This is a genomic window from Shinella sp. WSD5-1, assembly GCF_963942435.1.
In the GTDB taxonomy this organism is placed as follows: Bacteria; Pseudomonadota; Alphaproteobacteria; order Rhizobiales; family Rhizobiaceae; genus Shinella; species Shinella yambaruensis.
Genome location: NZ_OZ012596.1, coordinates 1874592 through 1892067 on the forward strand (window position 1 = coordinate 1874592; position 17476 = coordinate 1892067).

Sequence of the window (17476 nt, forward strand, 5' to 3'; positions counted from 1 at the left end):
TTTTAGAGCCATGGTTCGCGAAACGGGCGCCAAGGACAAGAAGTGGACCAGCCGGGGCTATGCGATCGCCGGCTATGCGACGGTCTTCGTGCTGCTCGGCGGCATGGGCGCCTGGGCGGCGCTGACGCGCATCAACGGCGCGGTCGTGGCCGGCGGCATCATCGAGGTCGCCAGCAACCGCCAGATCGTGCAGCACCTGACGGGCGGCGTGGTCGGCGAGATCCGCGTCAAGGAAGGCGACACGGTGAAGGCCGGCGACGTGCTGATGCGCCTCGACGACACCTTCGACCGCTCCGAGCTCGCCGTCATCGAGGGCCAGCTCTTCAGCCTGCTCGGCACCGCCGCGCGCCTCCAGGCGGAGCAGGACGAGACGGCCGAGATCAGCTTCGATCCCGAGCTCCTGAAAGCCGTCGCCACCGATCCGGAGGCGGCCGAGATCGTCGCCGGCCAGAAGCGGCTGATGGCGGCGCGCGCCGAAACGCGCGGCAAGCAGGCCGCCCAGCTTCAGGAGAAGAAGGCGCAGATCGCCAAGCAGAACGAGGGCCTGGAAAGCCGCATCAAGGCGCTGGAAACCCAGCTCAGCCTGATCGGCAAGGAACTGGAGGCCCAGAACAAGCTGCTCGCCCAGTCGCTGACCAATGCCAGCCGCGTGCTGGCGCTGCAGCGCGAGGAGGCGGAAATCCTCGGCACGATCAGCCAGGCCCGCGCCAACATCGCGGAAAATGCCGGCCGCGTCGCCGAAATCGAGATCGCCATCCTCAACATCCATTCGACGGTGCGCGAGGAGGCGACGACGGCGCTGCGCGAGATCGAGGCGAAGGTCGCCGAGCTCAAGGAGAACCGCAACGCCAAGCTGGAGACGCTGAGCCGCATGGACATCACCGCGCCGATGGCCGGCGTCGTGCTCGGCATGCAGGTCCACGCGCTGCGCTCGGTCATCCGCCCGGCCGATCCGCTGCTCTACATCATCCCGCAGGAACAGGACCTTATCATCACCACGCAGATCTCGCCGACGCAGATCGACCAGGTCCATGTCGGCCAGATGGCGCATATCCGCTTTGCCGCCTTCGACCACCGATCGACGCCGGAAATCTTCGGCCATGTGACGAAGGTCGCCGCCGACGTGCTCGCCGACCAGCGCACCGGCGCCACCTACTACAAGGCCGAGATCAAGCCGGACAGCGGCGAGATGGCGAAGCTCGGCGACAAGCATGTCATGCCCGGCATGCCCGTCGAGACCTTCATCCAGACCTCCGAGCGCTCGCCGCTGGAATATCTGATCAAGCCGCTCGCCGACTATTTCGCCAAGGCGTTCCGCGAGCGGTGAGCGGGCGTTTCACCAACCCCTGATGGAACAATTTGGCGCCACGACCGTTTCCCGATCGACATAACGGTTTGGGAAAGGAAATTCTATGGCTCGGGCCTTGATCCTCTGGTTGATGGGCGTTCCGCTCTTCGTCGTCCTCCTGCTCTGGTACTTCTTCTTCTGAGCGGGACACGGAATGGTAAAAGGGGGCCGATTGCGGCCCCCTTTTTATTTTCGAAGCTGAAGCCGCCCCTCATCCGCCTGCCGGCACCTTCTCCCCGCAAGCGGGGAGAAGGAAAAAGAGGCAAGGGTTTCCCGAAAATCGGAGGCTGTGCGGCATATCCCTTCTCCCCGCTTGCGGGGAGAAGGTCGCGGCAGCGGGATGAGGGGCCGCCTCCACGGCGAAATCCTACTCGTCGAGATCGGCCAGAATCTCCGCCGCCCGCCCAGCACTCGTATGGCGCACGTCCACGTCCTGGCGGCGGTTGGCGAAGAGTTCGGTCGCCATGATCTTTTCCGCGAGGTCGGCCGGCAGGGAGAGCAGCACGCGCTGGTCGTCCTTGTGGATGCCGCCGATCTCCGAGCGGCGGCCGGTGATCATGCCGCCGGCCACCGTGTTGTTGGTGTCGGGGTCGATCAGGATGAAGGCGCCGGTCGTGCGGTTCTGCTCGTAGCTGTCGAAGATCGCCTGCTCGTCGAAGGTGAGATGCACCTTGCCGATGGCGTTCATGCCGAGCCTGTCCGCGGCACCCCACTTGGCGGTTTTCAGGTCGAGCTGGCTCACCGGCTCGATGCTGACACGCTGGCGGCGCGAGCCGCTCTTCAGCCAGTAGCGCTTGCCTGGCTCGATGCCGTCCGGCTGGAGGGCGACGAGCTGGGCGTCGAAGCCGCGGCCGGTCATCGGCTGGCTGTCGATGGCGACGATCATGTCACCGCGCGCCACATCCACCTGCCGGTCGAGCACCAGCGTGATCGCGTCGCCCGCGACGGCGGCGTTGCGCACGAGGTCGAAGGTGACGATCTTGGTGACGTTCGCTACCATGCCGGAGGGCAGGACGACGACCGAGTCGCCCGGCTTCACCGAGCCGCCCGCGACCGTGCCCTGGTAGCCGCGGAAGCTTTCGCCGGGGCGCGAGACGCGCTGCACCGGCAGGCGGAAGCCGACCGTCTGGTTGGAGCGCGTGGTGGCTTTCTCCAGGGTCTCGACCAGCGTCGGGCCGTCATACCAGGGCATGGCGGCGCGCCCGTCATAGACGACGTTCTCGCCCTTCAGCGCCGACATAGGTATGGCGGTGATCTGCTTGACGCCGAGCGTCAGGGCGAATTCCTTGAAGTCGTGCGTGATCTGCTCGAAGCGGGCGCGGTCGTAATGCGTCAGGTCGATCTTGTTGACCGCGAGCACGAACTGGCGGATGCCCATCAGCGAGGCGATGGTGGCATGGCGGCGCGTCTGTTCGAGAATGCCGACGCGCGCATCGACCAGCAGCACGGCAAGGTCGGCCGTGGAGGCGCCGGTCGCCATGTTGCGCGTATACTGCTCGTGGCCGGGCGTGTCGGCGACGATGAAGGCGCGGCGGTCCGTCGAGAAGTAGCGATAGGCGACGTCGATGGTGATGCCCTGTTCGCGCTCGGCCTGCAGGCCGTCGAGAAGGAGGGCGAAATCGGGCAGGCCGAGATCGTTCTGCTTGCCGGAACTGTCGCGCTCGAGCGTCGCGGCCTGGTCTTCCTTGACGGCCTTGGTGTCCCAGAGCAGGCGGCCGATCAGCGTCGACTTGCCGTCGTCGACCGAGCCGCAGGTGATGAGGCGAAGCGGGCGGGAATCGCGGATGGCGCGGGCGTGCTCAGGGGCCGTTTCTTCCAAGGAGAAAACCTCGGCGGTTGCAGTGGCGGAAACGGTCATCTCAGAAATACCCTTCGCGTTTCTTCTTTTCCATGGAGCCGGACTGGTCGCGGTCGATCGCGCGGCCCTGGCGTTCGGAGACGGTGGCCGTCTCCAGCTCGGCGATGATGTCGTCGAGCGTCGTGGCGGTGGAGCGGATGGCGCCGGTCAGCGGGAAGCAGCCGAGCGTGCGGAAGCGGATGACGCCTTCCTGCTTCACTTCGCCGGGAAGCAGTTCGAGCCGCGGGTCCTCGGCAAGGATCATCATGCCGTCGCGCTCCACATAGGGGCGCTTTTCCGCGAAATAGAGCGGCACGATCGGGATGTCCTCGGCCTGGATATAGCGCCAGATGTCGACCTCGGTCCAGTTGGACAGCGGGAAGGCGCGCACGCTCTCGCCGTTGCGGATCATGCCGTTGTAGATGTTCCACAGCTCCGGGCGCTGGTTGCGCGGGTCCCAGCGGTGGTCGGGCGTGCGGAAGGAGTAGATGCGCTCCTTGGCGCGCGAGGCTTCCTCGTCGCGCCGCGCGCCGCCGAAGGCCGCGTCGAACTTGCCGGCGTCGAGCGCCTGGCGCAGCGCCTCGGTCTTCATGATGTCGGTATAGAGCGCCGAGCCGTGCGTGAAGGGCGTGACGTTCTCCGCCGCGCCGCGCGGGTTGATGTGCTCGATCAGGTCGAGATCGTAGTCCTTCACGATCTTGTCGCGGAAGGCGATCATCTCGGCGAACTTCCAGCCCGTGTTGACGTGCAGCAGCGGGAAGGGCACCCGGCCCGGATAGAAGGCCTTGCGCGCGAGATGCAGGAGGACCGAGGAATCCTTGCCGATCGAATAGAGCATGACCGGCCGCTCGAATTCGGCGGCGACCTCGCGGAAGATGTGGATCGCCTCGTTTTCCAGCGCCTTCAGATGCGGATCGAGCGGCGGCTTCTGCGTTGCACTGTGCTTCGCTTCCGCTTCGGGACGGATATCGGACATGAAAGGTAGTACTCCGGATTTCTGCGCCCCTCGGGGCGGATGAACTTTAAAGGGCGCTCGATTCGAGGGAGGGGATCGCCGATTCCGGCACATGCAGGCCGCATTCGCGCTTCTCGTCGTTCTCCCACCACCAGCGGCCGGCGCGCTCGGGCTCGCCGGGCTTGATGGCGCGCGTACAGGGTTCGCAGCCGATCGAGGGATAGCCGCGCCGGTGCATCGGGTTCACCGGAACCGCATTGTCGGCGACATAGGCCTTGATGCGCTCGATGTCCCAGTCGGCCAGCGGATTGATCTTGACCAGGCCGCGTTCGGCGTCGAACTCCGCGAACGGCGTGTCGGCACGGTTGCCGGACTGGCCGCGGCGAAGGCCGGTGATCCAGAAGGATGCCCCTTCGAGTGCGCGCGCAAGCGGCTTCAGCTTGCGCACGCCGCAACAGGCGTGGCGCGCCTCGACGCTCTCGTAGAAGCCGTTGAGGCCGTATTGCGCGGCATAGGCGTCGATATCGTCCTGGCGGGGATGATAACGCGTGATGGTGATGCCGTACTGGTCCTCGGTCTCGTCGATGAGGTCGACGGTCTCCTTGAAGAGGCGGCCGGTCTCCAGCGTCGCGACGTCGATGCCGAGGCGCTCGGTGCCGATGGCCGCCGTGATCACCTGGTCCTCGATGCCGAGGCTGGTGGTGAAGACGGAACGCCCGCCAAGCCCGGCCACCAGCGCAAGGCGTCCGGCAAGGTCGAGTTCGGCGAGTTTGTCATTGAGGGCCTGCGCGGTCCCGTTTCCGGTGAGAGCAGTCATTCCATTCCATGCCTTTGCGAGAAGTTGCCGGATTATCGCAGCCTTGCCCGGCCCGAGACAGCAAAACGGATTTCTGAAATGTCGGCGCGGGAGCAAATATCTCTCCATCTCGCGCCACGGGCAGAAATCCTGCCGCCTTTCCCGGCCGTCAAAAAACTTGACAGCAAAAATCAGATTTAATAGCTGAATGTCGAATTCAAGTATCGGGGCGCATGGGTGCCTGACAGGAAGGAACGAGGAAAATGGCGATCAAGATTGCGGTCAAGGATGCGAACAAGGACGGCAAGGGCATCAACTTCGCCGCGTACCTCTCCAACTTCAACAAGACCTATCTTCGCGACGGCTACGGCTCCTTCAACAGCGCCGACCCGATGGCCATGAGCGGCACGCAATATGCCAGCACCAATCTCAAGGACTACGGCGTCGTGCTGACCGCCGGCAAGGCGAAGTGGGACTATGACCTCGCCACCCACAAGATCACCGGCTCGCTGAAGGCCATCACCTTCGGCGACAAGGTCGAGCTCGTCGGCTCGCGCTTCAAGGCGGTGTCCGACATCGAGATCACCGGCCTCAACGTCACCGACAAGACCCTTGCCGGCAAGATCCTGAGCGACATCATGGGCGGCAAGAACACCGATGGCGGCGCGACGACGAGCCTCCAGAAGATCCTCAAGGCCAACGCCATCGAGTTTTCGGGCAGCACCGGCAACGACACGTTCACCGGTTTCGGCAAGGCCGACAAGATTTCCGGCAACAACGGCAACGACACGCTGAAGGGCGGCGGCGGGAACGACACGATCTCCGGCGGCGCGGGCAATGACAAGCTCTTCGGCGATGCCGGCAACGACAAGCTTTCGGGCGGCAACGGCAACGACACGCTCGACGGCGGCGCCGGCAACGACAAGCTGACCGGCGGGAACGGCGCCGACACCTTCATCTTCAAGAAGGGCCAGGGCAACGACACGGTCACCGACTTCGAGGCCGGCAGCGCCAAGGGCGACGTGATCCGCCTCGACAAGTCGGTGCTGAAGAACTTCAACGACGTGCTCTCGCACGCCACCGAAAAGTCCGGCGACCTCATCATCGACTACGGCAAGAACACCATCAAGCTCGAAGGCATCGACAAGGCGGACCTTCACGCCAACGATTTCTTCTTCTTCTGAACCTCCGGTCGGAAGCAGGCAGGAAGGGCCGGGCGCATTGCCCGGCCCTTTCATTTGGACGAGGCCGTTCAACTATCCTTGAACGGCCTCGCCGGCCCAGGGGTGTATCCTATCTGTCGGGGCAGGAGAGACAGAGGAGAACGCCATGCAGGCCGCAACAACACGGATGGTCGTCCTCGCCGCCACCGCGTCGATGACCGCTTTCGCCGCCTTCGCGCATCACGGCTGGACCTGGGCCGAGGAAGAGCAGACCGAACTCACCGGAACGATCCGCACCGTCTCGATCGCCCCGCCGCATCCCTCGCTGGAGGTCGAGACGGCGTCGGACGGCGTGTGGAAGATCGAACTCGGCAATCCGCGCCAGACGCAGCGGTCCGGCTTCGTGGAGGGATCGGCGGAGCCGGGCGATGCGATCGTCGTGCTCGGCAACCGCTCGCTCGACCAGAACGAGAAGCGCATGAAGGCCGTGCGCATCACCGTCGCCGGAAAGGTCTTCGACATCTATCCCGAGCGCATCGAGACGAATTGACGGGGCGGGGATGGAGGCGCTTGCCTGGCTCTCGACGACGCCGGTCGCCGCCGCGCTGAAGGCGTCCGGCACGCTCTATCTCGTCGTCAACGCCGCCCATATCCTGTCGATCGGCCTCGTCGTCGGGGCCATCCTGCCGCTCGACCTGCGGCTCGTCGGCCTCATCCGCGCCGCGCCGATCGTCGCCGTCGGCCCGCTGCTCTCGCGCACCGCGGCGACCGGCGTCGTCGCCGCGCTCGCGACCGGCCTCTGCCTCTTCTCCGTGCGGGCGCAGGAATATGCGGGGAACCCCGCCTTCCTCGTCAAGGTCGCGCTCGTCGCCCTCGGCATTGTCAATGCGCTTGTCCTGCACGCACGCGGCGCCTGGCAGACGGCGCTGGCGACGGACAGCGCCCCTCCCGCCTTGCGCATGCAGGCGCTGTTTTCGATGGTCATCTGGGTCGGCGCGGTGCTGGCGGGGCGCTGGATCGCCTTCATCTGACGTTTCGTTCGGGATGCGGCGCGAGCGTGCCCCAGCAATCGTCCCACAGGTCGTCCTCGTCGACGATGACGATGTTGCGCGGCCTGGGGTCGCCGGCGATCACCTGCCTTGCGCCGGCGAGCGCTTCCTCCACGGGAATGGGGATCGTGTCGCGGGCCTGCGCCGGATCGGTGATGAAGGCGCAGGGCCCGCCGATGCCCTCGATCAGCGTGACGACGAGGTCGGTCTCCTTGCGGATATGACGATGCGAAACCTTTTTGTATGTTGCCACAGGCTCCCCCCTTTGAGGCGATTGCCCGCCTCAATTCCGTGCGGCCATCAAGGTTCCAAAGTTTTTATCGGTCGCTCACCGCCGCGCGCGGGTTGGTCCACGGCTCCTGGTTGGAGCGGGCGAGGGGCGGCCTGCCCAGGATGTGGTCGGCCGCCTTCTCGCCGGTCATGATCGACGGCGCGTTGAGGTTGCCGTAGGTCACGTGCGGGAAGATCGACGAATCGGCGACGCGCAGGGCCTCGACGCCGATGACGCGGGTCTGGGGATCGACGACCGCCATCGGGTCGCTGGCCGCGCCCATGCGGCAGGTGCCGCAGGGATGGTAGGCGCTTTCCAGGTGCTCGCGCAGGAAGGCGTCGATCTGATCGTCCGTCTCGACGGCGGCGCCCGGCTGGATTTCCGGCCCGCGGAACTCGTCGAAGGCCTTCTGGCCGAAGATCTCGCGGGTGAGGCGCACGCAATGGCGGAACTTCACCCAGTCCTCTTCATGGCTCATGTAGTTGAAGCGGATGACGGGATCGGCCATCGGATCGGCGGAGCGCAGCGTCACGTTGCCGCGCGATTTCGACAGGTTGTAGCCGACATGCACCTGGAAACCGTGGCTCTTGGCCGCCGCCCTGCCGTCATAGGAGATCGCGACGGGCAGGAAGTGGTACTGGATGTCCGGCTGCCTCAACCCCGGTCCCGAGCGCAGGAAGGCGCAGGCCTCGAACTGGTTGGAGGCGCCGAGCCCGCCCTTGGAGACAAGCCACTGCGCGCCTGCCACCCCCTGCCAGAACCACGGCAGCCAGGAATAGAGCGAGACGGGCTTCGTCGAGATCTGCTGGAAGTAGAACTCCATGTGGTCCTGCAGGTTGGCGCCGACGCCCGGCCGGTCGACCTTCACCTCGATCCCCATGTCCTTCAGGTGTTGCCCCGGGCCGATGCCGGAGAGCATCAGGAGCTTCGGCGAGTTGAAGGAGGAGGCGGAGACGATGACCTCACGGTTCGCCTTCACCACCTCGATCCTGCCGCCCCGCTCGATCTCGACGCCGATGGCCCGGCCGTTCTCGATGACGATCTTCCGCGCGAAGCAGCGCACGAGCGAGACGTTCGGCCGCTTCATGGCGGGGCGCAGATAGGCGTTCGCCGCCGACCAGCGCCGGCCGTTGTGGATCGTCTGCTCCATCAGGCCGAAGCCTTCCTGCTTGGAGCCGTTATAGTCGTCCGTCAGCTCGAAACCGGCTTGCTGCCCGGCCTGGATGAAGGCGTGGAAGAGCGGGTTGGTCACCGGCCCGCGCCGCACGTGCAGTGGCCCGTCGGTGCCGCGCCAGCCGGCTTCCCCGCCATGCGAGGTCTCCATGCGCTTGTAGTAGGGCAGCACGTCCGCATAGGCCCAGCCCTGCGCGCCGAGCTCCTCCCAGCGGTTGAAGTCCTCGGCATGGCCGCGCACATAGACGAGGCCGTTGATGGAGGACGACCCGCCGATCACCTTCCCGCGCGGCGCGGTGATGCGCCGGTTGTTGAGGTTCGGCTCGGGCTCGGAGAGATAGCCCCAGTTGTAGCGCTTCATGCTCATCGGCCAGGCGAGCGCCGCCGGCATCTGGATGAACGGCCCGATATCCGACCCGCCATATTCCAGCACCATGACCGTATGCCTGCCGTCCTCCGAGAGGCGATAGGCGAGCGCCGATCCGGCGGAGCCGGAGCCGATGATGATGTAGTCTGCGTTGGTCATGGCCTGTTACCGCTGGTTGATCGGAGTATAGCTATTTGCTATAATCTTGGAATGAAGGTGGTGCAGTATTCCAAGGCTGCCACAAAGGTTCTGGACCGAATGCAGCCGAAGCGACGGACGGCCATCCGGTCCAAGGTCGATGCGTTCGCGCGTGGCGACGTCGTCGACGTCAAGAAGCTCAAGGGGAGCGCGCTTCTGCGCATTCGTGTCGGCGACGATCGCGTTATCATCGATGAGCAAACGGCGTTGGTTATCGTCGTCGAAGTTGGGCCGCGCGGCGGTATCTACAAGGAGTGAACAATGGGCGAGGTGCGCAAGACCGTGATCGACGGGCAGTCCTATGTCCTCGTGCCGGAAGACGACTACGAGGACCTTCTCGACACGATCGCGGCAGAGCGAATCATGGCGCGTGTGCGGGCGGGTGAAGAAACATGGCCGGCCGAACTCGTCTACGAGCTTTGGGAAACCGACAGCCGCATCCGCACGTTCCGGAATTATCGCGGCTTTACGGTCTCCGAGCTCGCCGAAGCCGCCGGTATCTCCCAGCCCTACCTCTCCGAGATCGAAGCCGGCAAGAAAACCGGCTCCGTCGACGTGCTCAAGCGCATCGCGAAGGCTCTGAGGGTCGATCTCGATGACCTCGTCGTGGACGTGGCGGACTGAGGCGCCCATCTCAATACGGCGCCTCGACCTTGCCCATTGAGACATAGACCGTCTTCAGTTCGGAATAGTGCTCCAGCGCGGCCAGCGAGTTCTCGCGGCCGAAGCCGGATTGCTTGGAGCCGCCGAAGGGGATTTCCACGGGGGCTAGGTTATAGGTGTTGATCCAGAGCGTGCCGGCTTCGAGCTGGTCGACGACGCGGTGGGCGCGGGTGATATCCGCCGTGAAGACGCCGCCGGAGAGGCCGAATTCGGTGGCGTTGCCGCGGGCGATCACCTCGTCCTCGCCGTCGAAGTCAAGCACGCACATGACGGGGCCGAAAATCTCTTCGCGGGCGATGGTCATGTCGTCGGTGACGTCGGCAAAGACGGTCGGCTGGATGTAGGTGCCTTCGCCCGACACGTCGTTCGGAATGCCGCCGCCGGTCAGAAGCGTCGCGCCTTCCGCCTTGCCCTTCTCGATATAGTCCAGAACCTTGTCGCGCTGGGCCCTGGAGACCATCGGGCCGAGCTGCGTCGCCTCGTCCATCGGATCGCCGATGACGATCCTTTCCGTCCGCTCCTTCAGGCGCGACAGGAACCTGTCCTTGATGCCCTTCTGCACGAAGACGCGGGTGCCGTTCGAGCAGACCTGCCCGGTCGAATAGAAGTTGCCGAGCATCGCACCGCCGATGGCGCTTTCGAGGTCGGCGTCGTCGAAGACGATGAGCGGCGACTTGCCGCCGAGCTCCATCGTGACATGCTTGAGGTCGGCGGCGGCGGCGCCCGCGACCTTCTTGCCCGTTGGCACGGAGCCGGTCAGCGAGACCTTGGCGACGTCGGGATGGTTGACGAGCAGCGGGCCGGTCGACCGGTCGCCCTGGATGACGTTGTAGAGCCCCTTCGGCAGGCCGGCTTCCACGAGGATCTCCGCGATCTTCAGCGCGCCGAGCGGCGTGTTCTCCGAGGGCTTGAAGACCATGGCGTTGCCGCAGACGAGCGCCGGCGCGCCCTTCCAGCAGGCGATCTGCTGCGGATAGTTCCAGGCGCCGATGCCGACGCACACGCCGAGCGGCACGCGCTTGGTGAAGGCGAAGTCCTGTCCGAGCGGAATATAGTCGCCGTTGAGCCCCGCCGCCGCGATGCCGCCGAAGAATTCGAAGGCGTCGGCGCCCGAGGTCGGATCGGCGACGATGGTCTCCTGGATCGGCTTGCCGGTGTCGAGCGTCTCCAGCTCGGACAGCTCGCGGTTCCTCTCGCGCATGATCTCCGCCGCCCGCTTGAGGATGCGGCCGCGCGCCGTGGGGCTCATCGCCGCCCATTCCTTCTGGGCGCGCTTGGCCGAGGCGATGGCCTTCTCGACGATGGCGGGCGTTGCGGCGTGGAGGCGCGCGATCACCTCGCCGGTGGCGGGGTAGATGCTGTCGAAGGGCGTGCCGGCGGCGTCTTCCACATAGTCGCCGTCGATGAAGTGCGAGGCTTTCGGTTGGGCTTTCATCTCATTCTCCCCGCGGATAGCGTTTGGATTCCTCGAGATTGTCGAGGTTCATGTGGTTGCGCATGTAGCGCTCGGAGGCCTTCTGCAGCGGCTGGTGGTCCCAGGGATAATAGGCCCCGTTGCGCAGCGCCTCGTAGACCACCCAGCGCCGCGCCTGGCTCTCGCGTACGCTCGCGTCGAAGGCGGCCATGTCCCAGCGCGCCTCGCGCATCTGCCGGAAGCCTTCCAGCGTCGCCTTGATGACAGGATCGTCCGACGTCGCAAGGTCCGTCAGTTCGAGCGGATCGGTCTCCAGATCGTAGAGCTGCTCCGGGTCGAGTTCGCAGTGGATGTATTTCCACTTGCCCTCGCGAATGCCGACGATGGGCGCATAGGAGGCCTCCGCCGCATATTCCATCAGCACCGGCGCGGTCCGCTCCGCGCCGTTGATGACGGGCAGCAGGCTTTCGCCGTCCGTCCAGGGCATCACCTCGTCCATGGAGATGCCGGCGAGGTCGCACAGCGTCGGCGTCACGTCGAGGTTCGACGTCGGCGCGAGATGCAGGCCGGGGGCGACGCCCGGGCCGGCGATCATCAGCGGCACGCGGGCCGAACCCTCGAAGAAGTTCATCTTGAACCACAGGCCGCGCTCGCCGAGCATGTCGCCATGGTCCGAGCAGAACAGGATCAACGTGTCGTCCAGCATGCGGGTGCGCGTGAGCGTGTCGACGAGTTCGCCGACCTTCTCGTCGAGATAGGAGATGTTGGCGAAATAGGCCTGGCGCGAGCGGCGCACGTCCTCGCCGCTGATGGCGAACTTGGCATAGTCGCAGGAGGCGAGGATGCGGGCGGAGTGCGGATCCTGCTCCTCCAGCATGCCGACCTCGGGCAGCAGGTGCTCGCAGTCCTCGTAGAGGTCCCAGAACTTTCGCCGCGCCACATAGGGATCGTGCGGATGCGTGAAGGAGACGGTGAGGCACCAGGGGCGCCGTGCCGCGTCGTCGTTCTCGCGGGAGAGCTGGTAGAGCTTCTGACCCGCGAGGAAGGCGACCTCGTCGTCATATTCCATCTGGTTGGTGATCTCGGCGACGCCCGCGCCCGTCACCGATCCCATGTTGTGATACCACCAGTCGATGCGCTCGCCGGGCTTGCGGTAATCCGGCGTCCAGCCGAAATCGGCCGGATAGATGTCCGTCGTCAGCCGCTCCTCGAAACCGTGCAGCTGGTCCGGCCCGACGAAGTGCATCTTGCCCGACAGCGCCGTGTAGTAGCCGGCGCGGCGCAGGTGATGCGCGAAGGTCGGGATCGAGGAAATGTATTCGGCGGCATTGTCGTAGACCCGCGTGCGGCTCGGCAACTGCCCGGCCATGAAGGAGGCGCGGGCGGGCGCACAGAGCGGCGAGGAGGTGTAGTTGTTGCGGAACCGCGCCGAGCGCGCGGCGAGCGCCTTCATGTGCGGCGCATGGAGGAAGTCGGCCGGCCCGTCCGGGAAGAACTTCCCGTTGAGCTGGTCGACCATGATGATCAGGATGTTGGGCTTGCTGGCGGTCACGGGCGGATCCTTGAAGTGACGTTGCTGTGTGGGGCTGTTCTGCTCATCCCGCCGCCTCCGCCTCGCAGGCCCGAAGCTGCGCATCCACATAGCGCTCCGTCAGCGCGATCGAGGATTCGATGCTGACCGGCGCCGATTTCAGCCCCTGCCGCAGATAGAGCCCGTCGATCATCGCCGCCGCCCCGTCGGCGATCTCCCCGGCGGTCCCGGCCGGGCAGAGCGGCTTGAGGCTCGACAGCAGGTTGGAGTTCAGCCGCCGCGCATAGACGACGAGCAGGCGCCGCACCGCCTCGGAACGCTGGGCCTCGGTGTAGAAGGCAAGCCAGGCCGCGACCGTCTCGGGCGCGAACTGGTGCGCCTGGAAGTTGACCCGGATGATCGCCGAGAGGCGTTCACGCGGCGTCGTCGCCGCCGCCAGCGCCGCCACCACATCGGCGCGCAGCTGGCGCAGGAGGCTGCGGATCGTCTCGATGACGAGCCGCTCCTTGGAGCCGAAATAGTGATGGGCAAGCGCCGGGGAGACGCCGGCATGGCGGGCGATCTCCGACATGGTGACGGCCAGCGAGCCATGGTCGCCGACCGCCCTCAGCGTCGCGTCCACCAGCGCCTTGCGGCGCACCGGCTCCATTCCAACTTTCGGCATGGCGTTTTCCTGATTTTTCGCAAGCGTATTTTTAATTGAGTGATCAATCAATAAAAATCTTCGCGGCGTGCGCTGCGTCAATTCGCTGTCGCGAAGCGGCGGCGTTCCGTGTTAGCCTGCCTTTGTTTTCATTCTTTTTTCGAGGTGCACCATGGTCCTCTCTCCCGGAATGAACCCTCTTACGGACGTACGCGCAAAATGGGGCTGGTTCGTCGGCCTCGGCGTCGTGCTGCTCGTCTTCGGCGGCATTGCGGCCGCCAATCTCTTCTGGGCGACGGTCGCCACCGTCTATTATGTCGGCATGCTGATGATCGTCGGCGGGGCGGTGCATCTGGCGCATGCCTTCCAGGTCAAGGCCTGGCGGGAGACGATCGCCTGGGCGCTCAGCGCGCTGCTCTATCTTGCGGCCGGCGTGCTCGCCTTCGTCAACCCGGTGCTGACTTCGGCCGTGCTCACCCTGCTGATGGCCGCCGCGCTGCTCGTCGCCGGCATCTTCCGCATCTTCGCCGCCTGGCGCACCCGGCCGGAAAAGGGCTGGGGCTGGCTCATGGCGGGCGGGATCGTCACGACGCTTGCGGGCCTGGTCTTCCTCCTCGGCTGGCCGGTCAACAGCCTGTGGTTGCTCGGCCTCTTCCTCGCCTTCGACCTTGCCATGCAGGGCTGGGCGCTGATCGCCTTCGGTCTTGCGCTGCGCAAATAGCCCCCGTGGCCGGCCGGACACCGTTTGACAGGCGCCGCGGCAGCGCCTAGAAAAACCGCGTGGGATGGGGATGGAGCTCCCCGACAACCGCCGTGTGACCGGCTGATAGCTCCTGCCAGACCGGCCAGCGATGGCCGTCGACGGCGGGAGCATGTTCTGCGACCGCCCGAGGGCGGTTTTTTGTTGTCCGGATGTCGTGACAACGGACTGTGAGGGCAGCGGACATGAATTACCTGATCGTCTTTCTCGGGGCGGGCGTCGGCGGCGCCAGCCGCCATGGGGTGAACGTGCTGGCCGCCCGGCTGTTCGGCACCGCCTTTCCCGCCGGCACGCTTCTCATCAACGTGTTCGGCTGCCTGCTGATGGGGCTGATCGCCGGCGCCTTCGCCTTCCGCGGCCACCTGCCGCAGGAGATGCGGCTGTTCCTGACGACGGGCATCCTCGGCGGTTTCACCACGTTCTCGGCCTTCTCGCTCGACGCGGCGCTGCTCTGGGAGCGCGGCGAGGCGGGGCTGGCGGCGCTCTATGTCGGTGCGTCGGTGCTTTTCTCGCTCCTCGCCGTGGCGGCGGGGCTTGCCTTCGCGCGGGCAATGCTCGCGGGCGGTGCGGTGTGAAGGCGCTCCTGACATCCTGGCAGGTCTGGGCGCTCGGCTCGGCGGTCTTCGCGGCGCTGACGGCGATCTTCGCCAAGATCGGCATCGCCGAGGTCAATTCCGACTTCGCGACCTTCGTGCGCACCGTCGTCATCCTCCTGGCGCTCGCCCTCATGCTGACGCTCGCCGGCAACTGGCAGGCGCCGGCAAGCGTGCCCGCGAGAAGCTGGATCTTCCTCGTCCTGTCGGGCCTTGCGACCGGCGCCTCGTGGCTGTGCTACTTCCGCGCGCTGCAGATCGGCAAGGCCGCCCAGGTCGCGCCGGTCGACAAGCTCTCCGTCGTGCTGGTCGCCGTCTTCGCCGTCCTGTTCCTCGGCGAGCAGCTTTCGCCGGCCCATTGGCTGGCCGTTCTGATGATCGGCGGCGGCGCCTTGCTGCTGGCGCTGCCTATATGAGGGAAACCTTTTTCAACGCCTTGTAGTCATTGAGATTTCATCGAACTGTCACAGTACGGAAACGGTTTTTTCAGGCCTCGGCGGAGAAACTTCGCGGCAACGTCCACGTCTTGGAGCCGCACATGTCCGCCGCCGAATTGCTCGCCCTTCGCCGCTTCGGGGATGGCGAGATCGTCACCCTCGCCAAGCTGGTGATCGAGACCGCCTTCCAGCCGATCGTCGAGGCGGTGACGGGCGCGGTCTTCGGCTACGAATCGCTGATGCGCGGCTTCGATCGCCTCGGCTTCCGCTCGCCGCTCGACCTGATCGACCGGGCGCACGAGGCGGGCCAGCTTCTGGCGCTGGAGCACATGGTCAACAGCCGCGCCATCGCCGCCTTTGCCGCGCTGCCGGACTTCCGCTCCCGCACGCTCTTCATCAACCTCGATTCCCGCCTCGTGCCGGAAGGGGCGGACCTCGTCGAGCGCCTGGCCGGCCATCTCGCCCGCGCCGGCATTCCGGCCTCCTCGATCTGCTTCGAGATTTCCGAGCGCTTCGACAACGACACCCAGCCGGATTTCGCCCTGCTGGTCCGCAAGCTGCGCCTTGCCGGCTTCAAGCTCGCCATCGACGATTTCGGCGTCGGGCACAACGGCCTGAAGCTGCTTTGCGACCACCCGGTCGACTATCTGAAGATCGACCGCCATTTCATCTCGGGCATGGAGAACGACGCGCGCAAGCGCCACCTGGTGCGCAACACCGTCAATGCCGCCCATGTGCTCGGCATCCGCGTCATCGCCGAGGGGGTGGAGAGCGAGGCGGAGTTCGTCGCCTGCCGCGACGCCGGCTGCGATCTCGTGCAGGGCTGGTTCGTCTCGCGCCCCGTCACGGATTTTTCCGCGCTGGGCCCGGTCTATGCGCAGGTCGCGCGCGCCGGCGGGCGGCGCCGCTCCTCCCGCACGCTCGACAGCATCCTCATCCGGCGCGAGATCGAGCAGGTCGCGGTGCTGCGCGAGAACGAGAGCCTGGAATCGGTCTTCGAATTCTTCCGGCGCGATCCCAAGCGCACCTTCTTCCCGGTGCTCAACGCCAATGACGAGCCGCGCGGCATCCTGCACGAATATCACGTCAAGGAACTCTCCTATCACCCGTTCGGCCGCGACCTCCTGAAGAACAAGCTCTACCAGAAGAGCCTGTCGCATTTCGTCACCATGGCGCCGATCGCCGATCTCGACACGCCCGCCGAGCAGCTGCTCGACGTCTTCACCGGCATGGGCGGCAATGAATGCGTGATCCTGACGGAGAACCTGCGCTATGCCGGCATCCTGTCGGCCTCCTCGCTTTTGAAGATCATCAACGAGAAGCGGCTGAAGACGGCGGAGGACCAGAACCCGCTGACCGGCCTTCCCGGCAACCGCTCGATCCGCGACTACCTGCAGGACAAGGCGCTCGACGGAGACCAGATCCGGTGCCTGTGCTATTTCGATTTCGACAATTTCAAGCCGTTCAACGATCACTACGGCTTCCACAAGGGGGACCTTGCGCTCTCGCTCTTCGCCTCGCTGATGCGCCGCGACTTCGTCGGCGAGGACGTCTTCATCGGCCATGTCGGGGGCGACGATTTCTTCGCCGGCATTTCCGGCCGTTCCGTCGAGGCGGTGCGCGGGGTGCTGGAGCATCTGCTCGCCGATTTCGCCCGCGAGGTGCGCTTGCTCTATTCGCCGGAGGACCAGCTGGCCGGGGAGATCCGCGGCCGCGACCGCGCCGGCCAGGAGGCGACCTTCCCGCTGATGCGCTGCTCGGCGGCGGTCCTCGTCCTGCCGGAGGGCGAGGTGATCGGCGAGGCGGGGCAGATCAGCAGCCGCATCGCCGGCCTGAAGGCGGATGCCAAGGGCAGCGACGGGGGGCTCGTCCTGTCCTCGGCATCCGTGAGTGCAGGGCAGGGGGCCGCCCTGCGTTGAAACAGGAGGGCAGGCCCTTTCGAGCCTGCCCCTGCCACGCTAGCGAAGGATCTTCACCGTCTTCGCCTCGTGGTTCTTGCCGGACATGTCGAAGGAGATCGACACCTTCTCGCCAGCCTTCAGCCCGGGATCGTGGAACCCCTTGGGAAGCTGGTAGACGGTGCCGTCGGAAAGCGTCAGGGACATCGACGCCTTGTTGTAGTCCTTGACCGTGCCGGTCGCCGTCTGGGCGGCGAGGGCAAGGGCCGGGGTGGCGAGAACCGTGACGATGGCGAGGTTGGAAAGAAGAACACGCATCTGTGTCGTCCTGAATTGGCCCCTGCAGCGCCGCCCGTCATTCATGACGGAGAAGGCGCGCC

Annotated in this window: 19 protein-coding genes and 1 riboswitch; of the genes, 10 read left to right on the top strand and 9 right to left on the bottom strand. The window is 65.7% G+C overall.

The features are described from left to right. Positions 1–10: 10 nt before the first annotated feature. The gene (locus AABQ55_RS09070; RefSeq protein ID WP_245082396.1) at positions 11–1327 is read left to right on the top strand and encodes an HlyD family type I secretion periplasmic adaptor subunit; all 1317 of its coding nucleotides are present in this window, start codon (positions 11–13) and stop codon (positions 1325–1327) included. 388 nt (positions 1328–1715) lie between these two features. On the opposite strand, the gene cysN is transcribed toward AABQ55_RS09070, so the two are convergent. From cysN to AABQ55_RS09085, 3 genes are read right to left on the bottom strand one after another with little or no spacing between them, the layout of a single operon-like run. Then, on the bottom strand, positions 1716–3206 hold the full coding sequence (gene cysN, locus AABQ55_RS09075) for a sulfate adenylyltransferase subunit CysN (RefSeq protein ID WP_272804787.1): 1491 nt from the start codon (positions 3204–3206) through the stop codon (positions 1716–1718). A gap of 1 nt (position 3207) precedes the next feature. Beyond that, complete coding sequence (gene cysD, locus AABQ55_RS09080; RefSeq protein ID WP_245082390.1) at positions 3208–4161, bottom strand: sulfate adenylyltransferase subunit CysD; 954 nt, start codon at positions 4159–4161, stop codon at positions 3208–3210. 46 nt (positions 4162–4207) lie between these two features. After that, positions 4208–4957, bottom strand: a complete 750-nt coding sequence (locus AABQ55_RS09085; RefSeq protein WP_272804788.1) for a phosphoadenylyl-sulfate reductase — start codon at positions 4955–4957, stop codon at positions 4208–4210. Positions 4958–5199: 242 nt separating this feature from the next. On the opposite strand from AABQ55_RS09085, the gene AABQ55_RS09090 reads away from it, so the two are divergent. From AABQ55_RS09090 to AABQ55_RS09100, 3 genes are all read left to right on the top strand, one after another. After that, positions 5200–6120: a calcium-binding protein gene (locus AABQ55_RS09090; protein ID WP_272804789.1), complete on the top strand. Its 921-nt coding sequence runs from the start codon at positions 5200–5202 to the stop codon at positions 6118–6120. Between the two features lie 166 nt (positions 6121–6286). Further along, positions 6287–6649: a DUF6152 family protein gene (locus AABQ55_RS09095; protein ID WP_272807420.1), complete on the top strand. Its 363-nt coding sequence runs from the start codon at positions 6287–6289 to the stop codon at positions 6647–6649. Positions 6650–6659: 10 nt separating this feature from the next. Further along, positions 6660–7130 (top strand): DUF6644 family protein, encoded by a 471-nt coding sequence (locus AABQ55_RS09100; protein WP_272804790.1) that lies wholly within the window; start codon positions 6660–6662, stop codon positions 7128–7130. Here AABQ55_RS09100 and AABQ55_RS09105 read toward each other — a convergent pair. Together AABQ55_RS09105 and betA are read right to left on the bottom strand one after the other, a co-directional pair. Continuing rightward, a complete protein-coding gene (locus AABQ55_RS09105; protein WP_272804791.1) occupies positions 7123–7401 on the bottom strand; it encodes a hypothetical protein in 279 nt (92 codons plus the stop codon). The genes AABQ55_RS09100 and AABQ55_RS09105 overlap by 8 nt on opposite strands. A gap of 64 nt (positions 7402–7465) precedes the next feature. After that, positions 7466–9118, bottom strand: a complete 1653-nt coding sequence (gene betA, locus AABQ55_RS09110; RefSeq protein ID WP_272804792.1) for a choline dehydrogenase — start codon at positions 9116–9118, stop codon at positions 7466–7468. 51 nt (positions 9119–9169) lie between these two features. Between betA and AABQ55_RS09115 the strand changes: the two genes are divergently transcribed. Both AABQ55_RS09115 and AABQ55_RS09120 read left to right on the top strand, forming a co-directional pair. Further along, positions 9170–9415 (top strand): type II toxin-antitoxin system RelE family toxin, encoded by a 246-nt coding sequence (locus AABQ55_RS09115; protein ID WP_245082369.1) that lies wholly within the window; start codon positions 9170–9172, stop codon positions 9413–9415. A gap of 3 nt (positions 9416–9418) precedes the next feature. After that, complete coding sequence (locus AABQ55_RS09120) at positions 9419–9781, top strand: helix-turn-helix domain-containing protein (RefSeq protein ID WP_272804793.1); 363 nt, start codon at positions 9419–9421, stop codon at positions 9779–9781. A 10-nt stretch (positions 9782–9791) separates the two neighbouring features. On the opposite strand, the gene betB is transcribed toward AABQ55_RS09120, so the two are convergent. From betB to betI, 3 genes are read right to left on the bottom strand one after another with little or no spacing between them, the layout of a single operon-like run. After that, entirely contained in the window at positions 9792–11255 is a 1464-nt protein-coding gene (gene betB, locus AABQ55_RS09125; protein ID WP_272804794.1) for a betaine-aldehyde dehydrogenase, read from the bottom strand. Position 11256: 1 nt separating this feature from the next. Then, positions 11257–12786 carry a choline-sulfatase gene (gene betC / locus AABQ55_RS09130; RefSeq protein WP_272804795.1) on the bottom strand — a complete coding sequence of 510 codons (1530 nt, stop codon included), beginning with the start codon at positions 12784–12786 and terminating at the stop codon, positions 11257–11259. Between the two features lie 43 nt (positions 12787–12829). Further along, on the bottom strand, positions 12830–13429 hold the full coding sequence (gene betI / locus AABQ55_RS09135; protein ID WP_272804796.1) for a transcriptional regulator BetI: 600 nt from the start codon (positions 13427–13429) through the stop codon (positions 12830–12832). 169 nt (positions 13430–13598) lie between these two features. Here betI and AABQ55_RS09140 point away from each other — a divergent pair, with 169 nt between their 5' ends. The 4 genes from AABQ55_RS09140 to AABQ55_RS09155 all read left to right on the top strand — a co-directional run bounded on the left by AABQ55_RS09140 (position 13599) and on the right by AABQ55_RS09155 (position 17117). Continuing rightward, a complete protein-coding gene (locus AABQ55_RS09140) occupies positions 13599–14129 on the top strand; it encodes an HdeD family acid-resistance protein (RefSeq protein WP_245082359.1) in 531 nt (176 codons plus the stop codon). A 57-nt stretch (positions 14130–14186) separates the two neighbouring features. Next, positions 14187–14251: riboswitch (Fluoride riboswitch) on the top strand. 102 nt (positions 14252–14353) lie between these two features. Continuing rightward, positions 14354–14743 carry a fluoride efflux transporter CrcB gene (crcB, locus tag AABQ55_RS09145; protein WP_272804797.1) on the top strand — a complete coding sequence of 130 codons (390 nt, stop codon included), beginning with the start codon at positions 14354–14356 and terminating at the stop codon, positions 14741–14743. Beyond that, positions 14740–15177 (top strand): EamA family transporter, encoded by a 438-nt coding sequence (locus tag AABQ55_RS09150; protein WP_245082354.1) that lies wholly within the window; start codon positions 14740–14742, stop codon positions 15175–15177. Before crcB ends, AABQ55_RS09150 begins: the two co-directional genes overlap by 4 nt. A 122-nt stretch (positions 15178–15299) precedes the next feature. Beyond that, the gene (locus AABQ55_RS09155) at positions 15300–17117 is read left to right on the top strand and encodes a GGDEF domain-containing protein (RefSeq protein WP_245082352.1); all 1818 of its coding nucleotides are present in this window, start codon (positions 15300–15302) and stop codon (positions 17115–17117) included. A gap of 39 nt (positions 17118–17156) precedes the next feature. Here the strand turns inward: AABQ55_RS09155 and AABQ55_RS09160 are convergent, their stop codons facing one another. Beyond that, entirely contained in the window at positions 17157–17414 is a 258-nt protein-coding gene (locus tag AABQ55_RS09160) for a DUF1344 domain-containing protein (protein WP_245082349.1), read from the bottom strand. Between the last annotated feature and the right edge of the window lie 62 nt (positions 17415–17476).

Coding starts and splice junctions, on each gene's coding strand:
- AABQ55_RS09070 (WP_245082396.1), top strand. CDS start 11: ATGGTTCGCGAAACGGGCGCCAAGGACAAGAAGTGGACCAGCCGGGGC.
- cysN (WP_272804787.1), bottom strand. CDS start 3,206: ATGACCGTTTCCGCCACTGCAACCGCCGAGGTTTTCTCCTTGGAAGAA.
- cysD (WP_245082390.1), bottom strand. CDS start 4,161: ATGTCCGATATCCGTCCCGAAGCGGAAGCGAAGCACAGTGCAACGCAG.
- AABQ55_RS09085 (WP_272804788.1), bottom strand. CDS start 4,957: ATGACTGCTCTCACCGGAAACGGGACCGCGCAGGCCCTCAATGACAAA.
- AABQ55_RS09090 (WP_272804789.1), top strand. CDS start 5,200: ATGGCGATCAAGATTGCGGTCAAGGATGCGAACAAGGACGGCAAGGGC.
- AABQ55_RS09095 (WP_272807420.1), top strand. CDS start 6,287: ATGGTCGTCCTCGCCGCCACCGCGTCGATGACCGCTTTCGCCGCCTTC.
- AABQ55_RS09100 (WP_272804790.1), top strand. CDS start 6,660: ATGGAGGCGCTTGCCTGGCTCTCGACGACGCCGGTCGCCGCCGCGCTG.
- betA (WP_272804792.1), bottom strand. CDS start 9,118: ATGACCAACGCAGACTACATCATCATCGGCTCCGGCTCCGCCGGATCG.
- AABQ55_RS09115 (WP_245082369.1), top strand. CDS start 9,170: ATGAAGGTGGTGCAGTATTCCAAGGCTGCCACAAAGGTTCTGGACCGA.
- AABQ55_RS09120 (WP_272804793.1), top strand. CDS start 9,419: ATGGGCGAGGTGCGCAAGACCGTGATCGACGGGCAGTCCTATGTCCTC.
- betB (WP_272804794.1), bottom strand. CDS start 11,255: ATGAAAGCCCAACCGAAAGCCTCGCACTTCATCGACGGCGACTATGTG.
- betI (WP_272804796.1), bottom strand. CDS start 13,429: ATGCCGAAAGTTGGAATGGAGCCGGTGCGCCGCAAGGCGCTGGTGGAC.
- AABQ55_RS09140 (WP_245082359.1), top strand. CDS start 13,599: ATGAACCCTCTTACGGACGTACGCGCAAAATGGGGCTGGTTCGTCGGC.
- crcB (WP_272804797.1), top strand. CDS start 14,354: ATGAATTACCTGATCGTCTTTCTCGGGGCGGGCGTCGGCGGCGCCAGC.
- AABQ55_RS09155 (WP_245082352.1), top strand. CDS start 15,300: ATGTCCGCCGCCGAATTGCTCGCCCTTCGCCGCTTCGGGGATGGCGAG.
- AABQ55_RS09160 (WP_245082349.1), bottom strand. CDS start 17,414: ATGCGTGTTCTTCTTTCCAACCTCGCCATCGTCACGGTTCTCGCCACC.